The 20,918-nt window shown below is 70.3% G+C and carries 19 protein-coding genes and 1 tRNA gene; 8 read left to right on the plus strand and 12 right to left on the minus strand.

Annotated features, from left to right (window positions below; all coding sequences use genetic code 11):
• Nucleotides 1-81: 81 nt before the first annotated feature.
• Nucleotides 82-687: a hypothetical protein gene (locus P3T41_RS09680; RefSeq protein WP_280689229.1), complete on the minus strand. Its 606-nt coding sequence runs from the start codon at nucleotides 685-687 to the stop codon at nucleotides 82-84.
• A gap of 413 nt (nucleotides 688-1,100) precedes the next feature.
• Here P3T41_RS09680 and P3T41_RS09685 point away from each other — a divergent pair, with 413 nt between their 5' ends.
• Nucleotides 1,101-1,295, plus strand: a complete 195-nt coding sequence (locus P3T41_RS09685) for a DUF5703 family protein (RefSeq protein WP_266301036.1) — start codon at nucleotides 1,101-1,103, stop codon at nucleotides 1,293-1,295.
• 195 nt (nucleotides 1,296-1,490) lie between these two features.
• Here P3T41_RS09685 and P3T41_RS09690 read toward each other — a convergent pair whose 3' ends face one another.
• The 3 genes from P3T41_RS09690 to P3T41_RS09700 all read right to left on the minus strand — a co-directional run bounded on the left by P3T41_RS09690 (nucleotide 1,491) and on the right by P3T41_RS09700 (nucleotide 4,602).
• The gene (locus P3T41_RS09690; RefSeq protein ID WP_348533635.1) at nucleotides 1,491-2,399 is read right to left on the minus strand and encodes a chaplin; all 909 of its coding nucleotides are present in this window, start codon (nucleotides 2,397-2,399) and stop codon (nucleotides 1,491-1,493) included.
• A 294-nt stretch (nucleotides 2,400-2,693) separates the two neighbouring features.
• Nucleotides 2,694-2,936: a chaplin gene (locus P3T41_RS09695; protein WP_280689231.1), complete on the minus strand. Its 243-nt coding sequence runs from the start codon at nucleotides 2,934-2,936 to the stop codon at nucleotides 2,694-2,696.
• 328 nt (nucleotides 2,937-3,264) lie between these two features.
• A complete protein-coding gene (locus tag P3T41_RS09700; protein ID WP_280689232.1) occupies nucleotides 3,265-4,602 on the minus strand; it encodes a M20/M25/M40 family metallo-hydrolase in 1,338 nt (445 codons plus the stop codon).
• A gap of 255 nt (nucleotides 4,603-4,857) precedes the next feature.
• Here P3T41_RS09700 and P3T41_RS09705 point away from each other — a divergent pair.
• Both P3T41_RS09705 and P3T41_RS09710 read left to right on the plus strand, forming a co-directional pair.
• Nucleotides 4,858-4,945 (plus strand) — tRNA-Leu (locus P3T41_RS09705).
• Between the two features lie 400 nt (nucleotides 4,946-5,345).
• Nucleotides 5,346-6,233 carry an aminoglycoside phosphotransferase family protein gene (locus P3T41_RS09710; protein WP_280689275.1) on the plus strand — a complete coding sequence of 296 codons (888 nt, stop codon included), beginning with the start codon at nucleotides 5,346-5,348 and terminating at the stop codon, nucleotides 6,231-6,233.
• Between the two features lie 139 nt (nucleotides 6,234-6,372).
• On the opposite strand, the gene P3T41_RS09715 is transcribed toward P3T41_RS09710, so the two are convergent.
• From P3T41_RS09715 to P3T41_RS09725, 3 genes are all read right to left on the minus strand, one after another.
• The gene (locus tag P3T41_RS09715) at nucleotides 6,373-9,108 is read right to left on the minus strand and encodes a SpoIIE family protein phosphatase/ATP-binding protein (protein WP_280689233.1); all 2,736 of its coding nucleotides are present in this window, start codon (nucleotides 9,106-9,108) and stop codon (nucleotides 6,373-6,375) included.
• Nucleotides 9,109-9,381: 273 nt separating this feature from the next.
• Nucleotides 9,382-9,708 carry a nuclear transport factor 2 family protein gene (locus tag P3T41_RS09720; protein WP_280689234.1) on the minus strand — a complete coding sequence of 109 codons (327 nt, stop codon included), beginning with the start codon at nucleotides 9,706-9,708 and terminating at the stop codon, nucleotides 9,382-9,384.
• 15 nt (nucleotides 9,709-9,723) lie between these two features.
• Nucleotides 9,724-9,858: a hypothetical protein gene (locus P3T41_RS09725; protein ID WP_280689235.1), complete on the minus strand. Its 135-nt coding sequence runs from the start codon at nucleotides 9,856-9,858 to the stop codon at nucleotides 9,724-9,726.
• Nucleotides 9,859-10,037: 179 nt separating this feature from the next.
• On the opposite strand from P3T41_RS09725, the gene P3T41_RS09730 reads away from it, so the two are divergent.
• Nucleotides 10,038-10,778: a class I SAM-dependent methyltransferase gene (locus P3T41_RS09730; protein ID WP_280689236.1), complete on the plus strand. Its 741-nt coding sequence runs from the start codon at nucleotides 10,038-10,040 to the stop codon at nucleotides 10,776-10,778.
• Between the two features lie 21 nt (nucleotides 10,779-10,799).
• Here P3T41_RS09730 and P3T41_RS09735 read toward each other — a convergent pair whose 3' ends face one another.
• A complete protein-coding gene (locus P3T41_RS09735; protein ID WP_280689237.1) occupies nucleotides 10,800-11,027 on the minus strand; it encodes a hypothetical protein in 228 nt (75 codons plus the stop codon).
• Between the two features lie 297 nt (nucleotides 11,028-11,324).
• On the opposite strand from P3T41_RS09735, the gene P3T41_RS09740 reads away from it, so the two are divergent.
• Together P3T41_RS09740 and P3T41_RS09745 are read left to right on the plus strand one after the other, a co-directional pair.
• Nucleotides 11,325-12,467: a cytochrome P450 gene (locus tag P3T41_RS09740; protein ID WP_280689238.1), complete on the plus strand. Its 1,143-nt coding sequence runs from the start codon at nucleotides 11,325-11,327 to the stop codon at nucleotides 12,465-12,467.
• Nucleotides 12,468-12,836: 369 nt separating this feature from the next.
• Nucleotides 12,837-13,769 (plus strand): hypothetical protein, encoded by a 933-nt coding sequence (locus tag P3T41_RS09745; RefSeq protein ID WP_280689239.1) that lies wholly within the window; start codon nucleotides 12,837-12,839, stop codon nucleotides 13,767-13,769.
• A gap of 832 nt (nucleotides 13,770-14,601) precedes the next feature.
• Here the strand turns inward: P3T41_RS09745 and P3T41_RS09750 are convergent.
• Nucleotides 14,602-15,612 carry a hypothetical protein gene (locus tag P3T41_RS09750; protein ID WP_280689240.1) on the minus strand — a complete coding sequence of 337 codons (1,011 nt, stop codon included), beginning with the start codon at nucleotides 15,610-15,612 and terminating at the stop codon, nucleotides 14,602-14,604.
• Nucleotides 15,609-15,962, minus strand: a complete 354-nt coding sequence (locus P3T41_RS09755; protein ID WP_280689241.1) for a PadR family transcriptional regulator — start codon at nucleotides 15,960-15,962, stop codon at nucleotides 15,609-15,611. Before P3T41_RS09755 ends, P3T41_RS09750 begins: the two co-directional genes overlap by 4 nt.
• 489 nt (nucleotides 15,963-16,451) lie before the next feature.
• On the opposite strand from P3T41_RS09755, the gene P3T41_RS09760 reads away from it, so the two are divergent.
• Nucleotides 16,452-17,822, plus strand: a complete 1,371-nt coding sequence (locus P3T41_RS09760) for a family 2 encapsulin nanocompartment cargo protein terpene cyclase (RefSeq protein ID WP_280689276.1) — start codon at nucleotides 16,452-16,454, stop codon at nucleotides 17,820-17,822.
• 18 nt (nucleotides 17,823-17,840) lie between these two features.
• Nucleotides 17,841-18,725 carry a geranyl diphosphate 2-C-methyltransferase gene (locus P3T41_RS09765; RefSeq protein ID WP_280689242.1) on the plus strand — a complete coding sequence of 295 codons (885 nt, stop codon included), beginning with the start codon at nucleotides 17,841-17,843 and terminating at the stop codon, nucleotides 18,723-18,725.
• A gap of 27 nt (nucleotides 18,726-18,752) precedes the next feature.
• On the opposite strand, the gene P3T41_RS09770 is transcribed toward P3T41_RS09765, so the two are convergent.
• Nucleotides 18,753-19,256, minus strand: a complete 504-nt coding sequence (locus P3T41_RS09770) for a hypothetical protein (RefSeq protein WP_280689243.1) — start codon at nucleotides 19,254-19,256, stop codon at nucleotides 18,753-18,755.
• Nucleotides 19,257-19,390: 134 nt separating this feature from the next.
• On the minus strand, nucleotides 19,391-20,812 hold the full coding sequence (locus P3T41_RS09775) for a DUF2252 domain-containing protein (RefSeq protein WP_280689244.1): 1,422 nt from the start codon (nucleotides 20,810-20,812) through the stop codon (nucleotides 19,391-19,393).
• Between the last annotated feature and the right edge of the window lie 106 nt (nucleotides 20,813-20,918).

The raw sequence follows: 20,918 nt of genomic DNA on the forward strand, positions 1-20,918 counted from the left end.
GACCGTGGGGTGCGCCGGGTCGATCGACCCCGCGCACCCCACGACGGTTTGACCGGTCACCTGGTCACCCGGTCACCCCGGTCAGTCGTCCAGCTCGTCCTCGTCGTAGACCTCGCTGACGTCGAACCGGCAGAGCAGCAGGTGCGGATCCGGGCTGTCGAACGGCTCGGCGAGCCACTCCCCCGGCTCGCCCGGCTCCGTCGCCGTGACCCAGATCGTCGAGTCGCCCTCCTCCAGACCGAACTCCTCGGCGCGGGCCGCAATCTCGTCCGGCTCGTACTCGCCGAAGACCACGCCGACCGCGGCGGTCACCCCGTCGGCACCCTCCGGGACCGCGGGCAGCGAACCGTCCAGTCGCTCGGCCTGGCCGCGCAGCCGGCACGGGTCGGCGATCCGGTAGTCACGGCGGATCAGCACGCTGATCGCCTCCGGCTCCTCCGGTCCGCGATAGCTGCCCGGGCCACCGTCGCCGGGGACCTCGAACGGGGTCACCTCGTCGTAGACCTCGTACAGCAGCTGGTCGTAGTGGACGGCCGCCGCGGCCAACCCCTCGTACGCGGCGAAGACCGCAGGATCGTCGGCTTCGGTGGTGCTGGACACCGCTTCCAGATGGCGGTCGATAGCGGCCTTGACCGCCTCGGCGGCTTCGCGTACCTCGGTGCGGGTGAGCTGCGCGGCATCAGACATGAGGCAGACGCTATCCGTACCGGGGCCCGGGGCGCACAGGGGTTCCGCTCTCAGTTTCCGAAAGCCCGGCAACTTGACCCGTGATGTCCGAATGCGTGCGCTTCTGTGCCCGCCACCGTGCGCCCTTCCCGGAGCCTGCGGCCGGCGCATCCATGGCCTGCGAGCCGGGTAGGACTCCCCTCGAAGGAGGGCCGAGCACTCCGTCCGAGGACGGTCGGCGTGCTGGTGGGCGAGCCGTTCAGGGAATCGGCTCAGGGAATTGATCGACCATCAGGCGGCTTCTCCGAAGAGCATGGCGCTCGACCGACGAGAGGCCGGTCCGGCGGCTCGGCCGGACCGGTGTCATCGTCGGGGGCAAGTCGTAGGCTTGCCCGCAGACATCGCTGAGGAGGCGACCATTGACCCCACCGAAGCTGGTCCGACAGCCCGAGTACGAGTACCAGTCGCTGCGCATGCCGCGCGGCACCACGCGCAACGCGGCACGGCAGTTGCTCACCGAGCACGCCGAGTACGGGCACTGGGAGCTGGACAGGCTGCGGCTCTTCCCGGACGGCAGTCGCACGGTGCTGCTGCGCCGCCGGATCATCCGGCAGGTCCGCAGCTGGTGATGCCGGGCGGCGGGCGGCAGCGAGCGGTGGCACGGCTGTAGCGGCGGCGTGCCGCACGGACCGCTGGGGCAGCCAGGGCAGCTGGGGCAGCTGTAGGGGCGTCGCCCGCGTGCAGCCGTCACGACGGCTGCGCGGGCGACGCCCCTGGGTCGGTGACGTCCTTCGCTCTGTGACGCCCCTCGATCAGCGGTCCGGTCAGGCCGCCGCGCGCGAGCGGCGGTAGAGCACCCCACCCGCGATCAGCAGCGCGAGCCCGGCCGGGGCGAGCACGTCGATCCCGCCGGCGCCCGTGTAGGCGAGCCGGCCGACCGTGGCCGGGTGGCTCGCGGTCAGCGCCGGGGCGGCCGCCGGCGCGGCGACGGGCACCGCGGCCGGCACGCCCCCGGTGCGGGTGGTGCCGCCCGGCATCGACTGGGTGGGCGGCGTCTGGACCGGCGGCGCCTGCGGACCGGGCGCCGGGGTGACGACCGGCGCGACCTCGTGGTTGGCGCAGTCATTGCCCATCACCGGGTTGAGCAGGCCGATCACGTTGCCCGAGTTGCCGCAGAGGTTCAGCGGGACGTCCGTGGGGAGCTGCGCCGTGTTGCCGGAGCCCACACCGGGCGAGTGCGCGGCGACCCCGGACGCCGAGCTGCCGGCGGTGCCGGTGGGGCCGTTACCGGTGGGACCGTTGCCGTTGCCGGCGGTGCTGCCGTTGTCGCCGCCGGTGGGCGGGTTGACCACCGGGCCACCGGGGCTGCCCGGCAGCGGGGGCACACCTGGCATCGACGGGGTGCCCGGCCACGAACCCTGCTGGGGCGTGCCCGGACCGGTCTGCGCCCCCGAGCCGCCCTGGTCACCGGCGCCCGGCTGGCCACCCTTCTGGCCACCGTGCCCGCTGTGCTGATCACCATGCGGCGCGCTGTTCCCGCACTGGTTCCCGTACGCCGGGTTCAGCAGCCCGACCACGTCGACCGTGTTGCCGCACACGTTGATCGGCGCGTCCACCGGCACCTGCACCGCGTTGCCCGAGCCGACCCCCGGGGAGCCTGCCGCGACCCCGTCCGCGTTCGCACTCGCGTACGCATAACCCGCGGTGGAGGCCAGCACGCTGCCGGTGGCCACCGCCGTGAGGATCCCTTTTCTGGCAACCTGTCGCATAGGTACCCCTGACATGTGATGGTCGGAATTTCCGACGAAATCTTTTCCCGCCCACTAAGTAACGAGCCAACCCCCAAAAGGTTGGCCCAACCGGGCGCACCTCACTCGATCAGGTGGATTACGCCACGAAAAAGGGCGCCCCCACCGGGACGCCCCTCTTCCGAGTGCTGCTCTGCCTACCGAGCTGACGGCCCCGCAGGCCCCGCAGGGCCTACCGAACCTGCCCGCCCGAGGTGGCGGCAGCCGACCGGCACACCGTCAGCTGTTGAAGCAGGTGTCGCCGAACGCCGGGTTCAGCAGGCCGATCACGCTGATCGTGTTGCCGCAGACGTTCACCGGGATGTGCACGGGAACCTGGACGACATTGCCGGACGCGACGCCAGGCGAGTGCACCGCGGCACCCTCGGCACCGGCCCCACCGGTCGCGCTCGCGACACCCGCACCGGCCAGCAGCAGCCCACCGGCCGCAGCCGTGACCATGGCGATCTTCTTGGTGTTCATCTTTCCTCCTGATCATCTGAGCGGCCCGGTCCCCGAGCCGCCATAGGAGTGAACGAGGCTCTGCCAAATGGGGTACGCAGCCCCGGATCCATTCACCCGCAGCGGTGATGGTTCGCTCTGATGATCGATAGGCGAAAGAGCGGAAGAAACGATTCATCTCGCCGCCGATCACCGCGCCACTCTTCATCCCCTCAGATGGAAAAGCCCGCCCCGGAAGTCACTCCGACTTCCAGGGCGGGCCTGACCGCCTTCCAGCTGCCTGCCGCCGCCAGCAGGACTCACCGGGCGTCAGCACGCGTGAGCAGGTGTCAGCACGCGTGAGCAGGCGTCAGCAGGCGTCGAGGAACCGGTCCAGCACACGCACGCCGAACTTCAACCCCTCGACCGGCACCCGCTCGTCCACACCGTGGAACATCCCGGCGAAGTCCAGCTCCGGCGGCAGTTGCAGCGGCGCGAAGCCGAAGCAGCGGATCCCGAGGTCCTGGAACGACTTCGCGTCCGTCCCGCCCGACAGGCAGTACGGCACCGCCCGGGCGATCGGGTCCTCGGCCCGTAGCGCCGACTGCATGGCCTCCACCAGAGCGCCGTCGAAGCTGGTCTCGATCGCCTTGTCGGAGTGCAGGCTCTCCCGCTTCACCCGCGGCCCGAGCACGCTGTCCAGCTCGGCCAGGAACTCCTCCTCGTACCCGGGCAGGAACCGCCCGTCCACGTGCGCCGTGGCCTGCCCCGGGATCACGTTCACCTTGTACCCGGCGCCCAGCATGGTCGGCTGCGCGGTGTTGCGCAGCGTGGTGCCGATCATCTTGGCGATCCCGCCGAGAACGCGCAGGGTCTCGTCCATGTTCTCCGGGTCGAGCGGGACGCCCAGCGCATCGGAGAGCTCGTCCAGGAACGACCGGACCGTCTTGGTGATCCGCAGCGGGAACTCGTGCCGGCCGAGCCGGGCCACCGCCTCGCAGAGCTCGGTGATGGCGTTGTCGTCGTTCATCATCGACCCGTGCCCGGCCCGACCCTCGACCGTGAGCCGCATCCAGTGCATGCCCTTCTCGGCCGTCTCGATCAGGTACAGCCGCGCCTTGTCGTTGACCGTGAACGAGAACCCGCCGACCTCGCCGATCGCCTCGGTGACGCCCTCGAACAGGCCCGGGTGCTTGTCGACCAGGTAGCGCGCCCCGTAGGTGCCACCGGCCTCCTCGTCCGCGAGGAAAGCGAGCACCAGGTCACGCGGGGGCTTGCGCCCGGTGCGCAGGCGGTCGCGGACGACCGCGAGGGTCATCGCGTCCATGTCCTTCATGTCCACGGCGCCGCGCCCCCAGACGCAACCGTCCGCGACCTCGCCGGAGAACGGGTGGTACGTCCAGTCGTCCGCGTTGGCCGGCACCACATCGGTGTGCCCGTGGATCAGCAGCCCCGGCCGCGACCGGTCCTCACCCTCGATCCGCACCACGGTCGAGGCTCGCCCCTTGGCCGACTCGATGATCTTCGGCTCCAGCCCGAACTCGGCCAGCTGCTCCGCCACATACTCCGCCGCGGCCCGCTCACCGGGCCCCGACCCGTCCCCGTAGTTACTGGTGTCGATCCGGATCAGATCACGACAGATGTCGACGACCTCCGACTCCCCCGTCACCCGCGACCCGCCGGCCCGCTCCGCGTTCGACTCGCTCACGCCCACTCCTCGTCGTCTGGCCCCGCCCGGCACACCAGTCCGGACCGCCCCCGACCTCGCCGGGAACCTTTCGAGCACGGTCCCGCCATCCTCCCCCACTCCCCGCCCCACCCCAAGGAAATCCCCCCAGAACCTCTCCGAACCCTTCCGTCCACCCCCCAGCCACCCCCACTCCCCCAGGCTTTTGGGCCCCTGAGCCGATCTTTGCTACAGTTATGCATGTCAGCGAGGCCGACGGGCCGAGCGGACCACCTAGTCCGGGTGGCGGAATGGCAGACGCGCTAGCTTGAGGTGCTAGTGCCCTTTATCGGGCGTGGGGGTTCAAGTCCCCCCTCGGACACCAGATCGAATAGCCCCCTACCCGGGGCTTTCGTCATTTCTGGGATACCGCGTGACCAACAGCGCCAGCAACGACCTGCACCAGGGCTGACAGCCCTACCCGGTTCGTGTTGCTCGCGGCCAGCTTCCTGGCTCCGTCCTTACGACTGTGCCCGTACCCTCGTGCAACCGGGCCAGTGGTGCCGGACGTTCGCCGACACCTCTACCGGGTTCTCCCTCGCTTCAGGGCGTTCATCAGGTGGCTGTGTCGCAGGTCGTGAATCCGGAAGTCCTCCGGCAGCCCCCTGCGTCCGCGTGGCGGTGATCGTGAGCATGCATCGCAGGAAAGTCCGGTGCATCGATGAACTGCCAGCCCCTAGCATGCGTGGGTGAATCTTTCGCATCTCGGCGCGCCGATCAGGCCGATGATCCGCGTCCACGGCGGGTTCGCCAACCGGATGTACCGGCTCGACACTGACCAAGGGTCCTTCGCCGTGAAGGAGTTGAACCTCGTCGACCGCCGCTGGACCTACCACGTCGAGGACGTGTTCAGGTTCGAGCGGGCGGCCTTCGGCGCCGGCATCCCGATGCCGGAGCCGGTCTCGGCCAGCCACCACATGCTCGTCCACCGATGGGTCGAGGGAGAAACGGTGCCCGAAGCACCGGTGTCGGCGGCGTACGCGTTCGAGATCGGTGAGGTCCTCGCGCGCATCCACGCGCTCGACGTCCCGTGGACCCACGTGTCGGTCGAGGATCCGACGTCACGGGACTGGCCCGAGCTCGCCGAGCGGGCGGCGGCGACCGGACAGCCGTGGGCCGACGAACTCGCCTCCCACGTCGAGACGTTCCTCGCGATTGCCCACTTCGTCGACACCTGCGAACGGCCAGGCCCCGTCGTGCTGACCCATAAGGACATCCAACCGTGGAACCTGCTCGCTCGAGAGGGTCGGCCGGTGGTGCTCGACTGGGAGCTCTCGGGGATGCTCGACCTGGCCAGTGAGCTCGGCTCGACCGCGCTGAGCCTGGCGAAGGGACCTGGCTTCGACGACATCAAGCCCGCCATCTTCCGCTCGGTCCTCGACGGTTACGTCGCGGGGGGCGGGGCGCTGCCGCCGTCAGGGCCAAGCTGGTTCGTGTTCATGATCGGCGGCTGGCTGGGGCACACGAGGTGGAACGTCCTCCGGTGCCTCGCCGGTGTCGAGGCGAGCACCGGCCCTGACCTCGCGCTGTCGCACGAGTCCGTGCGCAACGGCGTGCGCGGCCTCCCCGACCTGTTCGGCCGACTTCCGGAGCTCGAGGCGCTGCTCGTGTGACAGCGACCCGCGTCTGTGCTTGGTATGCGGCGTAAGGCGCGCTCCCGACTCCTGCCCAGCCTTGTGCGCCGCGCCGTCCGCCGTCTCCCCTGCCGGCGAAACCTGAAACGCACCGTCCCGCACACGCTGGCGGCACGGCTCACGGCGAGGGCAGCGGGACGGCGTGCGGGGTCTCGTGACGTTGCGGGGTCAGGGTGCGGACTTGGGCGGGGAAGGCCTGCTCGGCCCAGATGATCTTGCCGTGCGGCGTGTAGCGGGTGCCCCAGCGCTCGGTGAGCTGGGCTACCAGGAACAGGCCGCGGCCGCCCTCATCGGTGCTCGCCGCGTAGGTCAGGTGCGGCGAGGTGTTGCTGCCGTCGCAGACCTCCAGGATCAGGCTGCGGTCGCGCAGCAGCCTGACCCGCACCGGGTCCGAGCCGTAGCGGATGGCGTTGGTGACCAGCTCGCTCAGGGCGAGCTCGGTGGCGAAGGACAGCTCGCCCAGGCCCCATTCATCCAGCGTCGCCGCGCTCCATGCCCGAATGTCGGCGACGGCGGCCGGGTGGGACGGCACGTCGCGCTCGGCGACCCGCTCCGGACCGAGCACCCTGGTCCTGGCGATCAGCAGTGCCACGTCGTCCTGCGGGTGCTCCGGCAGCAGCGCGTCCAGCACCGCCCGGCAGTTCTCCTCCGGATCCCGGTCGCGCTGCGACAGCGCCGCGCGCAGCAGGTCCATGCCGACGTCGAAGTCCCGGGTGCGCTCCTCGATCAGGCCGTCGGTGTAGAGCACGATCTGGGTGCCCTCGGTCAGCTCCAGCTGGGTCGTCTCGTACGGCATCCCGCCCGCGCCGAGCGGCGGGCCGGTCGGCAGGTCCGGGAAGACGACCTTGCCGTCGGGCTCGACCAGCGCGGGCGGCGGGTGGCCGGCGGTCGCGATGGTGCAGAGCCGGGAGGTCGGGTCGTAGATCGCGTACAGGCAGGTGGCGCCGGTGACGCCGGTGCCGGTACCGCTGTCGGCCTCCTCCTGGTCGATCCGGTTGACCAGCTCGTCGAGGTGGCCGAGCACCTCGTTGGGCGGCACGTCGAGCGTGGAGAAGTTGTGTACAGCCGTGCGCAGCCGGCCCATGGTGGCGGCGGCGTGCAGCCCGTGGCCGACCACGTCGCCCACCACCAGGGCGACCCGGCTGCCGGGCAGCGGGATCACGTCGAACCAGTCGCCGCTCACACCGGACTGCGCGGGCAGGTAACGGTGGGCGACCTCCAGTGCGCTCTGGTCGGGTAGGGCGCGCGGCAGCAGGCTGCGCTGCAGGGTCACGGCCATGGCGTGCTCGCGGGTGTAACGGCGGGCGTTGTCGATGCTGACGGCGGCCCGCGCGACCAGCTCCTCGGCCAGCGAGCGGTCGTCGTCGTCGAACGGCTCGGGCTTCTGCGACCGCCAGAAGTTGACGACGCCCAGGACGATGCCGCGGGCCTTCAGCGGGATGGTGATCAGCGTGTGGACGCCGTAGTCCAGGATGTGCCCGGTCCACGTGGGGTCCTGGGCCCGCCAGCCGTGCGCGACCTCCAGATCGGGGACGACCTGCGAGCGGCCGCTGTCGAAACCGCGGGCCATCGGGGAGGACGGGATGAAGGCGGTCAGTCGGCCGCAGGGGTAGAACGGGTGGTCGTCGCGGATGCCGTGGACAGCGGTGCGGCGCAGATTGACGGCGCCGCCGGTGGGCTCCTCGCCCTGCAGCACTGGGTCGGCGAGGTCGACGGTGACGAAGTCCGCGAAGCCGGGCACCGCGACCCCGGCCAGCTCCTCAGCGGTGCGCTCGACGTCGAGCGTGGTGCCGATGCCCACGCCGGCCTCATACAGCAGGGCGAGGCGCTGGCCGGCCACCTCGGCCTTGCCGGAGAGAGCGAGCAGCTCCGTGGAGTCGCGAATGGTGGCGACCGTCCCCATGGCGCGGCTCTGCGGGCCGGTCGGCCGCTGGTTGACCGCGACGAGCCGGCTGCCGACGTGGAGCAGTTCGTCGGTGACCGTCCGGCCCGACAGCAGCAGGTCGGCGGTCTCGGGGGTGAGACCCTCGATGTCGCCCACGTGCCGGCCCTCAGCCTGCGCGGGCAGACCCAGCAGCTCGCGCGCCTCGTCATTGGCCAGCAGCAGCTGCCCGTCCTGTCCGACGATGACCACCCCCTCCCGGACCGCGTGCAGGACGGCGTTGTGGTGCTCGTACATCCGGGCCAGCTCGCCCGGATCCATGCCGCGGGTCTGGCGCTTCACCCTGCGGGCGATCAGCGCGGTGCCGGTGGTGGCGACCAGGACGGCGACGCCGCCGGTGCCGAGGATCAGCGGCAGCAGCCGGTTGTCGGCGGCGGTGACGTTCTTGACCTTGAGCCCGGCCGACACCAGGGCGGGTACCGATCCGTCCGGGGCGGTCACCGGCACGGTCGCCTGGACCTCGTGGCCCAGCGGGCCGTGCACGCTCTCGGTGTAGATCTGCCCGTGGAGGGACGGGCCGATGGTGCCGACGAACCGTTGGCCGATCTTGCTCGGCAGCGGGTGCGTGTAGCGGATTCCCTGGTCGTTCATGACCACGATGAAGTCGACGCCGGCCACTTTGCGGGTGGCCTCGGTGATCGGCTGGAGAATCGCCGAGGGATCGGGCGATTTGAGGGCCGCGAGCAGGCCAGGAGAATGTGCGAAGGTTTCCGCGACCGCAATCGACCTGTTCTTCGCCTCGGCATCGCTGCTCCGCCGCGACTCCAGGACCTGCGCCAGGATCGCCCCGAGCACGAGGAGGACCACGACCACGAGTTCCAGAGCGAATACCTGAGTGGCTACGCTGCGTCGGTTTCTCGCGATCAGTGGCTTTCTGAATACGATCTGCGATCGGTCGCCATGTTCGACCATGCTGTCATGTCTAGCACCGTGCCCGGATTTTTCCGCCAGGCTTTCTTCGTTGTCTCACTCCTCGGATTCCTGCCGTCCGCGTTCTCTGCCCCGGACAGTCACGCTCGGTGACCGTGCTGAGCTCGCCAGACGAGCCGGCCTGCCGCGGTGCACCGCCGTGCTCGCGTGCCGCGCCGGGCCGTCTACGTCGCAGGTGGTCTGTGCGGTGGGTCGGCCGGTGACATCACCGTCGGGCGGCGCTGCGCGGGGGCCGCCGGAACGGGACCATGCTGCTCAGCTGAGGAAGTCGACGCGGTCGATGAGACCTTCGCGCACACGGTAGGCCACCAGGACGCGGATCGGTTCGTCGGCCAGGCCATGCGCGAGTTCGTGGTCGACCACCCAGTCGCCTTCGGTGAGCCGCCCCAGGATCTCCGCCCGGCAGCGGCCTTCGGCGAAGAGTCCGGCGTATGCGTCACGCAGAGCTTGACGGCCCTGCATGGGGCTGCCGTTGCGCCGCTGGACCAGGACGTCCTCGGCGTAGGTGGCGGCGAAGGCGTCCACATCGTGGCTGTTGTAGGCGGCGAGCTGCTGCTCGACCACTTCGCGGGGATCGGTCATGCCTGTGATCATTCCTCACCAACCCGCGAAGTGGTCGAGCAGCAGCTCGCCGCCTGTGATCCATCGGCCGCTCGTCGGGCCGGCCCAGGTCATGGCCTGGCTCAGCGTGGGACAACTGGCCACCACCGGAGCCCCTTGACTGGTGCTCACGTCTTCGACGCGTCCAGCAGCAGTCATCCGGTACGAACACGAAGACCGCACCAGCTGCGGGCCACGGCATATTCGTGGCTTCCGCCAATGCGACGCCCGGCCGATGGGAGGAAGACTTCCCGCCAAGGGCTGCGGCCTGTCCCGAAGGCCGACGCCAAGGACAGAGGGGGAACAGCACGATGAGCGGTCAGCTGTACGACGAGATCGGCGAGGCGTTCGAGGGCTTCAAGACCCTCCCTCTCGCGCGCTACGCGGAGGTGCCCGGCTTCCTCGCCCTCGTCGGCGATGTGAACGGCAAGTCGATCCTCGACCTGGCCTCCGGAACCGGCTTCTACAGCCGGGAGTTCAAGCGCCGCGGCGCGTCCCACGTCCTCGGCGTGGACATCTCCTCCGCGATGGTCGACGCGGCCCGGGGCCTGGAGGACAGCGACCCCCTGGGCGTGCACTACGAGGTCGGCGACGTCGCCGAACTGCGCACCTTCGAGCAGCGCTTCGACATCGCGGTTGCGGTCCAGCTGTTCAACTACGCCGAGGACGTCGCCACCATCGAGCGGATGTGCCACAACATCCGCCGCAGCATCGCGGAGGGCGCCGAGTTCTTCGTCTTCACGCAGAACCCGGACTTCCGTTTCGACGGGCCGTCCCTGGCCAAGTACGGCTTCCTGTGCGAATCGCTCGGCGAGGAAACCGAGATCGGCCCGCGCGAGCGGCTCACCGCGCTCCTCGACCCGCCGATCTCGTTCGTCGCGAACCCGCCCAGCCGCGAGGTCTTCGAGAAGTGCCTGCGGGCGGCCGGATTCAACGAGGTCACCTGGGTTCCCCTGGAGGTCTCCGCCGCCGGCGTGCGCGAATACGGCAGGGACTTCTGGGACGACTACGCCGCCAACCCCCCGCTGACGATGCTGCGCTGCCGCGCCTGACCCCGAGCGGCCGTCCCCTGTTCAGCCGAGGACGGGCCGCCATCCGGCATCAGGCACCAGGCACCAGGCACCAGGCACCAGGCACCAGGCCGGCCACCTCGAGTGCGGGCTGAATCCGATCGGCCGGTGCGCGTCGCGGCGGATCGCCGCGTACAGATCGACCTTGGGCTGCGGCAGCACCCGAGTCGGCAGCAGTCGGAAGGCGGCGAACACGTTGCTGACGATCAGGTACGCCAAGCGAAGCAACACGACTGATCATCCTGCGCCAGCCGCCCACAAGCCCTTGAACTGCACGGATGACATTCTCGGCAGGCGCGGACTCGTGTGCGGCTTTCGGTCCTGACAAGTCAATACGCCTGATCAAAATGACTCACAACTGGATTCGGCACTACGGAGCGTGAATCCGAAAGCGGTACCCGTACCGACTGTTCCCACACGACGACCGCTCGGCTAGAGTCAGCTGGCGCACCACAAACACGGGCCGACGTCACCGAGTTCAGGTCCGTGAGCCGTAGGGCAAAGACTCATCAGGGGGGTTTGGTGAGGGTGGGCTATCAGCGCCGGCTCCAGCACGATCCATTCGAGTATCTCGAGGAACTTCGTCGCCGCAGTTCAAACGGCATACTCCGACTGCCCTGGGGCGGCAGGTGCGTGAGTGACGCCGCTCTGGCACACACATTGCTACGCGACCCGGAGCTCAACGGCGACAGGTCGGGCTTCTTCGGGGACCTGCTGCCGACCCGTTCCGCACAGGTCGATGTCGGCCACGCGGTACGAGACCTCCTGCGAGCACACGTGGCGGACTACCGCGAGGTGCTCTCCGCCGAGATGGCCCGACTGCCGGCCGTCAGCCAGTGGCCGACCACGGCGACCGACCTTGTCTACCGTGCCCTGGCAGATCTGCTGTTACATCCGGACACTCCGCCGCAGATCCGGCACTTCATGGACAAGGCCGTCCATGGCGGCGTCGTATTCCAAGCTCCAGGCACGTGGCAGCGGGCGCGCGCGGAAATACTGCGCGCCAAGCTCATCGCGGCGATCACCGAACACGTCGGATATCGCCGAGAGAACCATGCGGGCGAGTCCCGCGATGTACTGGACGCCGTGCTCGGCGCCTGTCCGCACAATCTGGCGGATCGGACCGTGGCCGAGGTATTCCTGGTGATGTACCGTTCGATCGTGGCGCCCGTCAGCTCCTCACTGGCGTGGTCGGTTCTGCTGGCCTTCTCGCACCACACATCGGATTGTCCGCTGCCCTGGCCCGCGGACTGGATCGTGCGAGAAGCATTGCGGCACCGTCCGATGGTGTGGATGGTCGGCCGCACCTTCCCCCACCCGACTGAATTCGGCGGTATCCCCTTCCAAGCGGGCGAGATGCTCTCGGTCAGCCCCTACCTGCTGCACCACGACGAACAAGGCTGGACCGACCACGACGTCTTCCGACCCGACCGCTGGGCGGAACCGCACCAGCGCGGTCCCTACATACCGTTCGGCGCAGGCCCTTTCACCTGTGCCGGCGCAGCGGTGGCGCATGTGTTGATGACCGAAGCGCTGATCGCCCTCACCAGCGACTGCCGTATGACCGTCACTGGCGGCGACATGCGCGCCGTCATGGTCGAGGGCGCCATCCCTCGGCCCTTCACCGTCCACCGCACCGTCAGGCAGGTCCACGAGACCGAGAGGAGGTGAGCGAACATGGCAGCTGTACTGCACCGCATCCTCAACCGGAAGCCGGCCCGGAACTGGTTCTGGGTGTAAGCATCGATTGGTGAACCTCGGCTCGGTGGGCTCACACGGCGAACCGCACGTATGAGCCCACCGAGCGTTGCGTCACCGGGCACCTCCCCCACCCAGTGGTCCACCACCAGCCGCCCGGCCTGATAGGCAGCCAATTACGCGCCGGGATCAACGGGTTCGGCGGCCGCGAACGCCTCGAACCTCCGCGGGCACCTGCGCCTGCCGAATTTCTCATCCGCGCCGGGGCCGGCCCGGTGACGGCGCGTCCGCCGCCTACCTGCTATCACACGGGCCAAAACAGGTGTTCTAGGATGTCGGCCCATGACGGACACACGGGGGCCAGGACCGCTCTGGAGCGGCGAACCGATGGCGGCGACGACCGCCGAACCTGACTGGGCGGCTCTCGCCGAGACTTACCAGCGCTCGTCCCAGCGGCGCCAGCAGGTCCGCAAGGTGGCAGCCTGCGTCGCGGCCGCGGCAGCTGTGGGCGGCATCGTCGTCACCGCGGTCGAGGTCACCGGCTCGGGGCAGAAGCCCGGCCACAGTTCCGCCCTCGCGGGAGTCGGTCCCAGCGGCATAGCAGGTTGGCGCGACACCACAGCATCGGCCACCGATTCCGGCAACAGCGCCTCACCGTCGGCCAGTTCGAGCACCGGACCCGGCGCTCCCGCGTCAGCCGGTGCCAGCGCCACACCCGACGCTCCTGCGTCGACTGGTGCGAGCGTCCGACCCGGCGCTCCTTCGTCAACCGCTCCCCGCCCGTCGACCGCCACTCAGCCGGCCGACCCGATCGGGTCCACCAGCCACCCGGCCGCCCCGGCACCGGGCGGCTCGGCGGGAAGCACCGCACCAACAGCACCAGCCGCCCCCGCGCAGACTCCCGGCGCCGGCCCGACCGCCAAGGGGTCGCCGACGCCGACGCCTCCGGCCGCCGCCAACCCGTACAGCCCCGGTCAGGTGTGCGGCACCGGGTACGGCGTCATCGATTCGCACAGCCTCGGCGACGCCACCGTCTACCTGCTGTACAACAACGCCACCGGCGTCGACTGTGCGGTCACCCTCGCAGCCCACCCGAGCGGCGCTGTCCCGATGAACGCCACCCTCGCCGTCCAGGGCGGCGCCTCGACGAGCAACCCGGGCAACTTCGTCGACTACGCCGGCCCGGTCACCGAGCACGCCCCACACATCTGCGTGTCCTGGGGCGGCTCCTACCGCGGCACCTCCTGGACCAGCGGCTGGAGCCACTGCGGCTGACCCCGACCCTGCCACGGGACAGCGCGGCGGCGCGGGCACGCCGCGCGAGGGCGCGGGCGACTGAACGGCGGCGCGGTAGTCTCCGGGCACACCTCCGCCGGCGCGGCGGACCGCCTCGCGGGCCACGGCGCGGACCTGGCGATGACGGCTTACGGCGAGTCTGCACCGCAGGTCGAGCCGTTCGGTCCACACCGCTTCGCGAACGGCGGCCTCAGCCGCCATCGCCCTACCCGCTGGTCGCCGTCGCCCTCGGCTAGGGCGACCAGCTTTCTTCAGCCACCTAGAACCAATACTGAATTTCGCAGTGAGACAAGCGAGTTGGACATGCTGCAGTCGATGGGAGTGGGGCTACCTCACGCCACTCGAGTTCCGCCAGCGGCACCAGCAAGGACACACCCTCACGGCGTAAACGGATAGTGTCCAACCACAGGGTGGAAGCCGGTCGTCCTCGCACGATAGCCGGCCTGTGCGTGCCGAAAAGCCGGTCACCTTATGCGACTTGCTCGTATTCATGGATGAGACCGCCAAGGCGGTCGCGGCGGATGACACGCGATTGGTCATCGGCGGCGGACGGCTCAGGTGTGTCGACAGCTGGTCCGGCGCCACCAGGGAGGGCTGGATCGCCTGCCTGGACGAGCTCGGTGGTGGCTCCAGCGGCGCTGAGACGCTCGGCGTACCGGCGGCCTTCATCGCGCAGCGGGTCGACCGCCCGCTGCCGGGCACGACTTCCAGGCCCGATAGGCCGCACCAGCCGAGGAGTTGGTCGGTAGCCCGATCCCGGAAAGGGAAGCGGCTGGGCCCGGCCCCCGTGCCGGGTCCAGCCGTCGGGGTGTCAGCCGGCCGTGGGTGGCCGGCGGTCGGGGATGGTCGGCCGCCAGCGGCTCAGCCCCGCTGTGAGCAGCGTGGCCACGCCGAGCAGTGCCACGGCCGCGTCGGGGCCGGCGGTCTTCCACAGGAAGCAACCGGCTATGAAGAGCATCAGGACGACGACGGGAGACCCTGCCAGCGCTGCGGCGGCCGGACCGTACCGGCCGCGCAGCAGGGCGGGCACGGCCACCGCGAGCAGCGCGAGTTCCGTCGCACCCAGCACCAGCGCCACCACGGCGCCGGCGCCGTAGCCGAGCCACCTCACCGGCCCCATTCCGAGCGCCGTGTCGAGCAGGACACCGCCGGTCAGCGCTCCCGCCAGGGCGCTCCAGCTGCGCCGACGGGCGGCAGGTCCGAGCAGGTCGCGCGGCGCGGCCAGCGGGATCAGCGCCCACAGTACCTGCGGCCCGAACCAGGCGAACGCCCGGGCGATCAACTGGGCCCAGTGGCCTTCGGCCCAACTCATGGAATCCGTCAGCTCCATCACGTCACCGCTCAGCGTCGCCAGCAGGCCGACCACGCCGGACGACCGGGCCATCGTCCAGCGACCGCACACGGCCGCAACGGCGGCCAGCAGCAAGAGCAGCAGGCCGGCCTGATCGAGCCAGTAGGAGGCGAGCTGGAGGCCGGTGGCGGACGGCCACAGGTCCAGCATCCCGAACTGCCGCCAGTGCCTCGGCCCCAGGAGCATCAGCACCGACATGGGCCCGGGCTGCGACACGAGCCCCCAGGCCACCGCCGCCGTTGCCGCGAACGGTGCGGCCAGCGCGGCCAGTTGCGCGGGCAGCCCGTCGGAGCCCAGCCCGATCCGCAGCCGCAGCCCGTGCCCGGCCAGGTCGACCGCCTCCCGTGCGGTGGTCCAGCGGCCCGTGCCGGCGGTGGTGTCCGCGAACACCGCTGCCAACTCCTCGCCCCACTCCCGCCGGTAGGCGGCCGGGTGGAGCAACAGCGCCAGCTTCAACCCGAGGCCGCTCATGAGGCGAACCCGGTGCGCAGCTTCGGGGCGCGGGCGGCGGCGAGCCGGCGTTCGGCCTCGGCGGCGACCGCGCGCAGCCGTTCGGCCTCGGCGGTCAGCACCTCGCGCCCGGTGTCGGTGAGCGCGTAGGTGCGGCGGGCTCGCCCGTCCACCACCTCCTCGCTCTCGACGCGCACCAGCCCCTGCCCGAGCAGGCGGTCCAGCGCTCCGTAGAGCGTCCCCGTACGCAGTTTCACCCGGCCTCCGGAGATCACGGCGACCTCCTGGATCAGCGCGTACCCGTGCCGGGGCGCATCGGCCAGTGCGGTGAGGAGGAGCAGCGTGGGCTCCTGCATCGAACGATCCGTCATGGGACTACATATATCGGATACCGTCATATGTAGTCCAGGGGATCGCGTGACCTCGCAACGGCGGGCAGGTGCCCCGCCCGCCTTGATCTGACGCTCGGTCACCGCACACGGAGCCGGCGCGAAGGTCTGCCGAGACCGTGTCCACCGCTGGCCCGGACCCGTCGCCGAGCAAGCGAAAGTGCCAGGGGCAACAGCAAGTCGAGTAGCCGCTGATTATCCGCGCCACCTCGTCGAATTGCAGCGCATTGGTTTGAAAATGCTTGACCGTTAAGCATATCAACTACCTAGTTCCTCTGGATGGCAGCTGGCCAATGAGTGGTACAACTCCTCTACTGACACTGCCAGTTGTCCGACACTCGCCGAAAACGTGGGTGAATTCTCGCACCTGAGCATGCGACGGCAGCCGTCTCCGACGGAACGCCGGGTGAAGCCCCCGGTGATCGCACGCCGCTGGCGCGCGCGTATGCGCGGGGTGGGCGGGGATTGCGGATATCGCTGCTGGCTAAGTTAGATGAGCGAGACGACAACTCTGTTGTCTGCCAACCGGATCAAAGCCCCGATGCGCGTTCGGACCCTGGCGGTCTCGGGCCGGCCGGTCCGCACCAGTACGCACAAGGAGTGGTCAATGCCCCTGGCCGGGTTCACCGTCTTCACCCCCGACGTGCGGTCGCAGTTCTCCGGCCAGGCCGGGAGACCGCCTGCCGCGCCCGCCTCAGCCAGGCCCGCGGCGGTGCGGCCGTGAACGCCACAGCGAACACCGCATCCATCGCACGGATTCTGCGCGGCCCGAGCGGCCTTGGCACGTCGAGCCTGCACCCGGGCCGGTCCGACGCACCCGGCCAGGCGCCTGACGCGGCAGCGGAGGGGACACCGGCGGAAGCAGGCAGGCCGATTCCAGGCCTCTACCACCACCCGGTGCCCGAACCCGACCCCGAGCGGGTGGCCGAGGTGGGTCGGCGGGTCAAGCAGTGGGCGGTGGAGGAGGTCCAGCTCTTTCCGCCGGACTGGGAAGGCCAGTTCGACGGCTTCGACCTCGGCCGCTACATGGTCGCCTGCCACCCCGAGGCCCCCACCATCGACCACCTGATGATCGCCACCCGGCTCATGGCGGCCGAGAACGCGCTGGACGACGTCTACTGCGAGGACCACGGCGGCTCACCCATCGGTCTCGGTGGCCGGCTCCTGCTGGCGCACACCGCCCTCGACCCCCTGCACACCACGCACGAGTACCACCCGGACTGGGAGGCGTCGCTGCACGCGGACGCCCCCCGGCGCGCCTACCACTCCGCCATGCGGTACCTCACCGAGGCGGCCACGCCCAGCCAGGCGGACCGGTTCCGGCACGACATGGCCCGTCTGCACCTGGGATACCTCGCCGAGGCCGCCTGGGCGGAGACGGACTACCTGCCCGAGGTGTGGGAGTACCTGGCGATGCGCCAGTTCAACAACTTCCGCCCCTGCCCGACCATCACCGACACCATCGACGGCTACGAGCTCCCCGCCGAGCTGCACGCCCTGCCCGCCGTTCAGCGTGCCATCGCGCTCGGCTCCAACGCCACCACCATCGTCAACGACCTGTACTCGTACACCAAGGAGCTCGCCAGCCCGGGCAAGCACCTGAACCTGCCGGTGGTGATCGCGGAGCGCGAACGGTGCAGCGACCGCGAGGCGTACCTGAAGGCGGTCGAGGTCCACAACGAGCTCATGCACGACTTCGAGGCCGCCGCGGCCGCTGCCGCCGCCGCCCATCCCGCACCACCAGTGGTCCGGTTCCTGCGCGGCGTGGCCGCCTGGGTCGACGGCAACCACCACTGGCACTGCACCAACACGTACCGCTACAGCCTGCCCGATTTCTGGTAACCAAGGAGCTGACCACCAATGACCACAACGGACCTCATCGCCGACCCGAACACGACCGCCGAGATCCCCGGACCGGCGACGCCCTACCAGGACGACATCGCCCGCTACTGGGACCAGGAGGCGCGACCCGTCAACCTGCGCCTGGGTGATGTGGACGGCCTCTACCACCACCACTACGGCATCGGCGAGATCGACCGCGCCGCGATCGCGGCGTCCGACGAGGGCGATCGCGAGAAGCAGGTGATCGCCGAGCTGCACCGGCTGGAGTCCGCGCAGGCCGACGTCCTCCTGGACCACCTGGGCCAGGTCCCGGGCGACGCCACGCTGGTGGACGCCGGCTGCGGCCGGGGCGGCTCCATGATCATGGCGCACCAGCGGTTCGGCTGCCGGGTCGAAGGCGTCACCCTCTCGGCCAAGCAGGCCGAGTTCGCCAACCAGCGCGCCCAGCAGCTCGGCATCGACCGTTCCGTCCGCTCCCGCGTCTGCAACATGCTGGACATGCCCTTCGAGACCGGGCAGGTGGCGGGCTCCTGGAACAACGAGTCCAGCATGTACGTGGACCTGGACGACCTCTTCGCCGAGCATTCCCGCATCCTCGCCGTCGGCGGCCGCTACGTGACCATCACCGGTTGCTGGAACCCGGTCTACGGGCAGCCGTCGAAGTGGGTGTCGCAGATCAACGCGCACTTCGAGTGCAACATCCACTCCCGCCGGGAGTACCTGCGCGCCATGGCCGACAACCGCCTCGTGCCGCAGGCCGTCATCGACCTCACGCCGGCGACGCTGCCCTACTGGGAGCTGCGGGCCACCTCCTCGCTGGTCACCGGCATTGAAGAAGCGTTTCTCTCCTCCTACAAGGACGGCTCCTTCCAGTACGTGCTGATCGCCGCCGACCGGGTCTGACCAGCCGTCCCGCTCCTGCTCCGCCGGTCAGTCCGCCGCCAACCGCTCACCGCAGCGGCTGCAGTAGGCCGGGGCGACCCCATCGGGCACCGCGCCGCAGGCCGGGCAGATCCGGTGGAGCAGGCAGGCGGCCTCGCCACCCTCGGCCACGGGCCTGGCCGTCCGGACCCCCTGGACGGCCAGGCCCGGACGCCGCCGGTGGACGGTGAGGTAGACCAGCCCCCCGGGTCCGGCACGCAGTCCGCGCCGGGCGGCGCACGGCAACCAGACCAGCCCGCCGACCTCGAGCGGCAGCGCCCGCGCACCGTCCAACAGCGTGCCGCCGCCAGCGACGACGAGCAGCAGCACGTCCAGGTCGTTCTCCTGGTGCTCGTCCACCACGGCATCGGCCGGCAGGCGGATCAGGTTGGCGTCGAGTTGCCGCCCGGGCTCCGCGAGCCGCCACAGCGCGCCCCGCTGCTCCGAACCGGCTCCGGCGACGCGTTCGGCGAGGTCGGCCAGCAGGCGCGCGGTGCCGGGGGTGGATGTCATCTCGGTCCTCTCCACGTACGTGATCTCCTGACGTCAGTGTGACGCGCCCGCTCCCGGGCTGAGATCGGTGCACGGAGGGACGGCCCGGCGCTCGAGCCATCGACGGCCCACCAGGCGTGAGTTCAGCGCCGGCCTCAGGCCGCTTCGGCGGGCACCCGTCCCGAGGCGACCGCGTCGAGCAGTGCCTGGTGGTCGTGCTCGTTCTGGTCGGCGTAGGTCTCCGCGAAGCGCGTCAGCGCCTGGTCGAACACGTCGCTGCGGCCCAGGTAGGCGGCGATGGCGATCCGGTCGCCGGATCTGGCGTGGGCGCGGGCGAGGGTGGCGCCGCACAACTCGCCGAAGGCGCGCATGCCGCGCGGCACCATCTGCGACGGCTCGGCGATGCCCTTCCAGTCGCGCAGCTGGCGTACGTAGAAGTCGCGCTCGACGCCGTCCGGCGCGTGCACGTGCTCCCAGCCGAGGAAGATGTCGCTGGTGGCCTGCATCAGTCGCTGCCCGGCGACCACCCGCTCGCCCTGGGTGGCGTACCGGCTCGCGCCGGCGTGTGCGGCCAGCACCGACGGGTCGGCCTCCTTGGCCTGAAGGAAGAGGGGGTCCTCACCGTCCTTGCCGAGCATCAGCACGATCCAGCAGCGCGTACCGACGCTGCCGACGCCCACCACCTTGCGTGCCATGTCGACCAGGGTGAACTGGCTGAGCAGGTGCCGGCGGTCCGTCTGGAGGCTGCTGCGGTACCGGGCGATCAGCTCCCGGATCATCTCCTCCAGCGCCTCGCCCGCGAGGCCGGGCATCAGGTCGCGGGCCCGGGTGATCACCGGCGGCTGCGAGGCGATCCGCCGCTCGCCGTCGACCACCTCGGTGAGCTTCTCGAACGCTTGCAGGCTGTCGCGGGTGCGCGCCTTGGCCAGCGTCTCGGACAGCATGGCGCGGCCGCGCTTGTGCAACCGCCCGGCCGCGATGGCCTGCAGCTGTTCGGCGTCCTGCCGGGCGTACCAGACGTCGAGATTGTTCATCCCGGCGAAGCGGCGCATCTGTTCACGGTAGGAGCGGACGGTGGCCTGCACGATCGCGGCGCGTTCCGCGTCGGTGAAACCGTTCTCGCGGCCGGCGATGACCATGCTGGCGGCCAGCCGTTTGACGTCCCACTCCCACGGGCCCGGCAGCGTCTCGTCGAAGTCGTTGATGTCGAAGACCAGGTTCCGCTCCGGGGAGGCGAGCAGCCGGAAGTTCAACAGGTGTGCGTCACCGCAGAGTTGCACGCGCAGGCCGGAGAGTGGCGTGGTGGCCAGATCACCGGCCATGATCGCGGCGGCGCCCCGGTAGAAGCGGAACGGCGATTCCGACATCCGCCCGTAGCGGATCGGCACCAGTTCGGTGACCCGGGTGGCGGACTGCTTCTCGATGACGTCCACGGGGTCGGGCCGGTGCGGGCCCGGCTCGAACTCGGCGTGGCTGGAGCGTGGCGCGTGCGCGCGGGCCGCCCTGCCCAGCTCGGCGCGTTCGCGCGGGGAGCGCCAGGACACGTCGCGGGTGGTGATCGTTGGATTCCGAGTCATCACAGTCTCCGTCCGGTTACAGCCGTCCATCCGGCGGCCCTCGCCCGGGCCGTCGGCACGCATCGGCCTCCCCTTCTCCCCATGCTGCGCGCGGCAGCCGCGATCC

The sequence above is a fragment of the Kitasatospora sp. GAS204B genome, assembly GCF_029892155.1.
Taxonomy (GTDB): Bacteria; Actinomycetota; Actinomycetes; order Streptomycetales; family Streptomycetaceae; genus Kitasatospora.

What these genes read in the sequence shown, in the direction of transcription:
- P3T41_RS09720 (WP_280689234.1), bottom strand. Translation starts at nt 9,708, where the DNA reads ATGACCGATCCCCGCGAAGTGGTCGAGCAGCAGCTCGCCGCCTACAAC.
- P3T41_RS09715 (WP_280689233.1), bottom strand. Translation starts at nt 9,108, where the DNA reads ATGGTCGAACATGGCGACCGATCGCAGATCGTATTCAGAAAGCCACTG.
- P3T41_RS09730 (WP_280689236.1), top strand. Translation starts at nt 10,038, where the DNA reads ATGAGCGGTCAGCTGTACGACGAGATCGGCGAGGCGTTCGAGGGCTTC.
- P3T41_RS09745 (WP_280689239.1), top strand. Translation starts at nt 12,837, where the DNA reads ATGACGGACACACGGGGGCCAGGACCGCTCTGGAGCGGCGAACCGATG.
- P3T41_RS09680 (WP_280689229.1), bottom strand. Translation starts at nt 687, where the DNA reads ATGTCTGATGCCGCGCAGCTCACCCGCACCGAGGTACGCGAAGCCGCC.
- P3T41_RS09750 (WP_280689240.1), bottom strand. Translation starts at nt 15,612, where the DNA reads ATGAGCGGCCTCGGGTTGAAGCTGGCGCTGTTGCTCCACCCGGCCGCC.
- P3T41_RS09755 (WP_280689241.1), bottom strand. Translation starts at nt 15,962, where the DNA reads ATGACGGATCGTTCGATGCAGGAGCCCACGCTGCTCCTCCTCACCGCA.
- P3T41_RS09710 (WP_280689275.1), top strand. Translation starts at nt 5,346, where the DNA reads ATGATCCGCGTCCACGGCGGGTTCGCCAACCGGATGTACCGGCTCGAC.
- P3T41_RS09770 (WP_280689243.1), bottom strand. Translation starts at nt 19,256, where the DNA reads ATGACATCCACCCCCGGCACCGCGCGCCTGCTGGCCGACCTCGCCGAA.
- P3T41_RS09765 (WP_280689242.1), top strand. Translation starts at nt 17,841, where the DNA reads ATGACCACAACGGACCTCATCGCCGACCCGAACACGACCGCCGAGATC.
- P3T41_RS09695 (WP_280689231.1), bottom strand. Translation starts at nt 2,936, where the DNA reads ATGAACACCAAGAAGATCGCCATGGTCACGGCTGCGGCCGGTGGGCTG.
- P3T41_RS09775 (WP_280689244.1), bottom strand. Translation starts at nt 20,812, where the DNA reads ATGACTCGGAATCCAACGATCACCACCCGCGACGTGTCCTGGCGCTCC.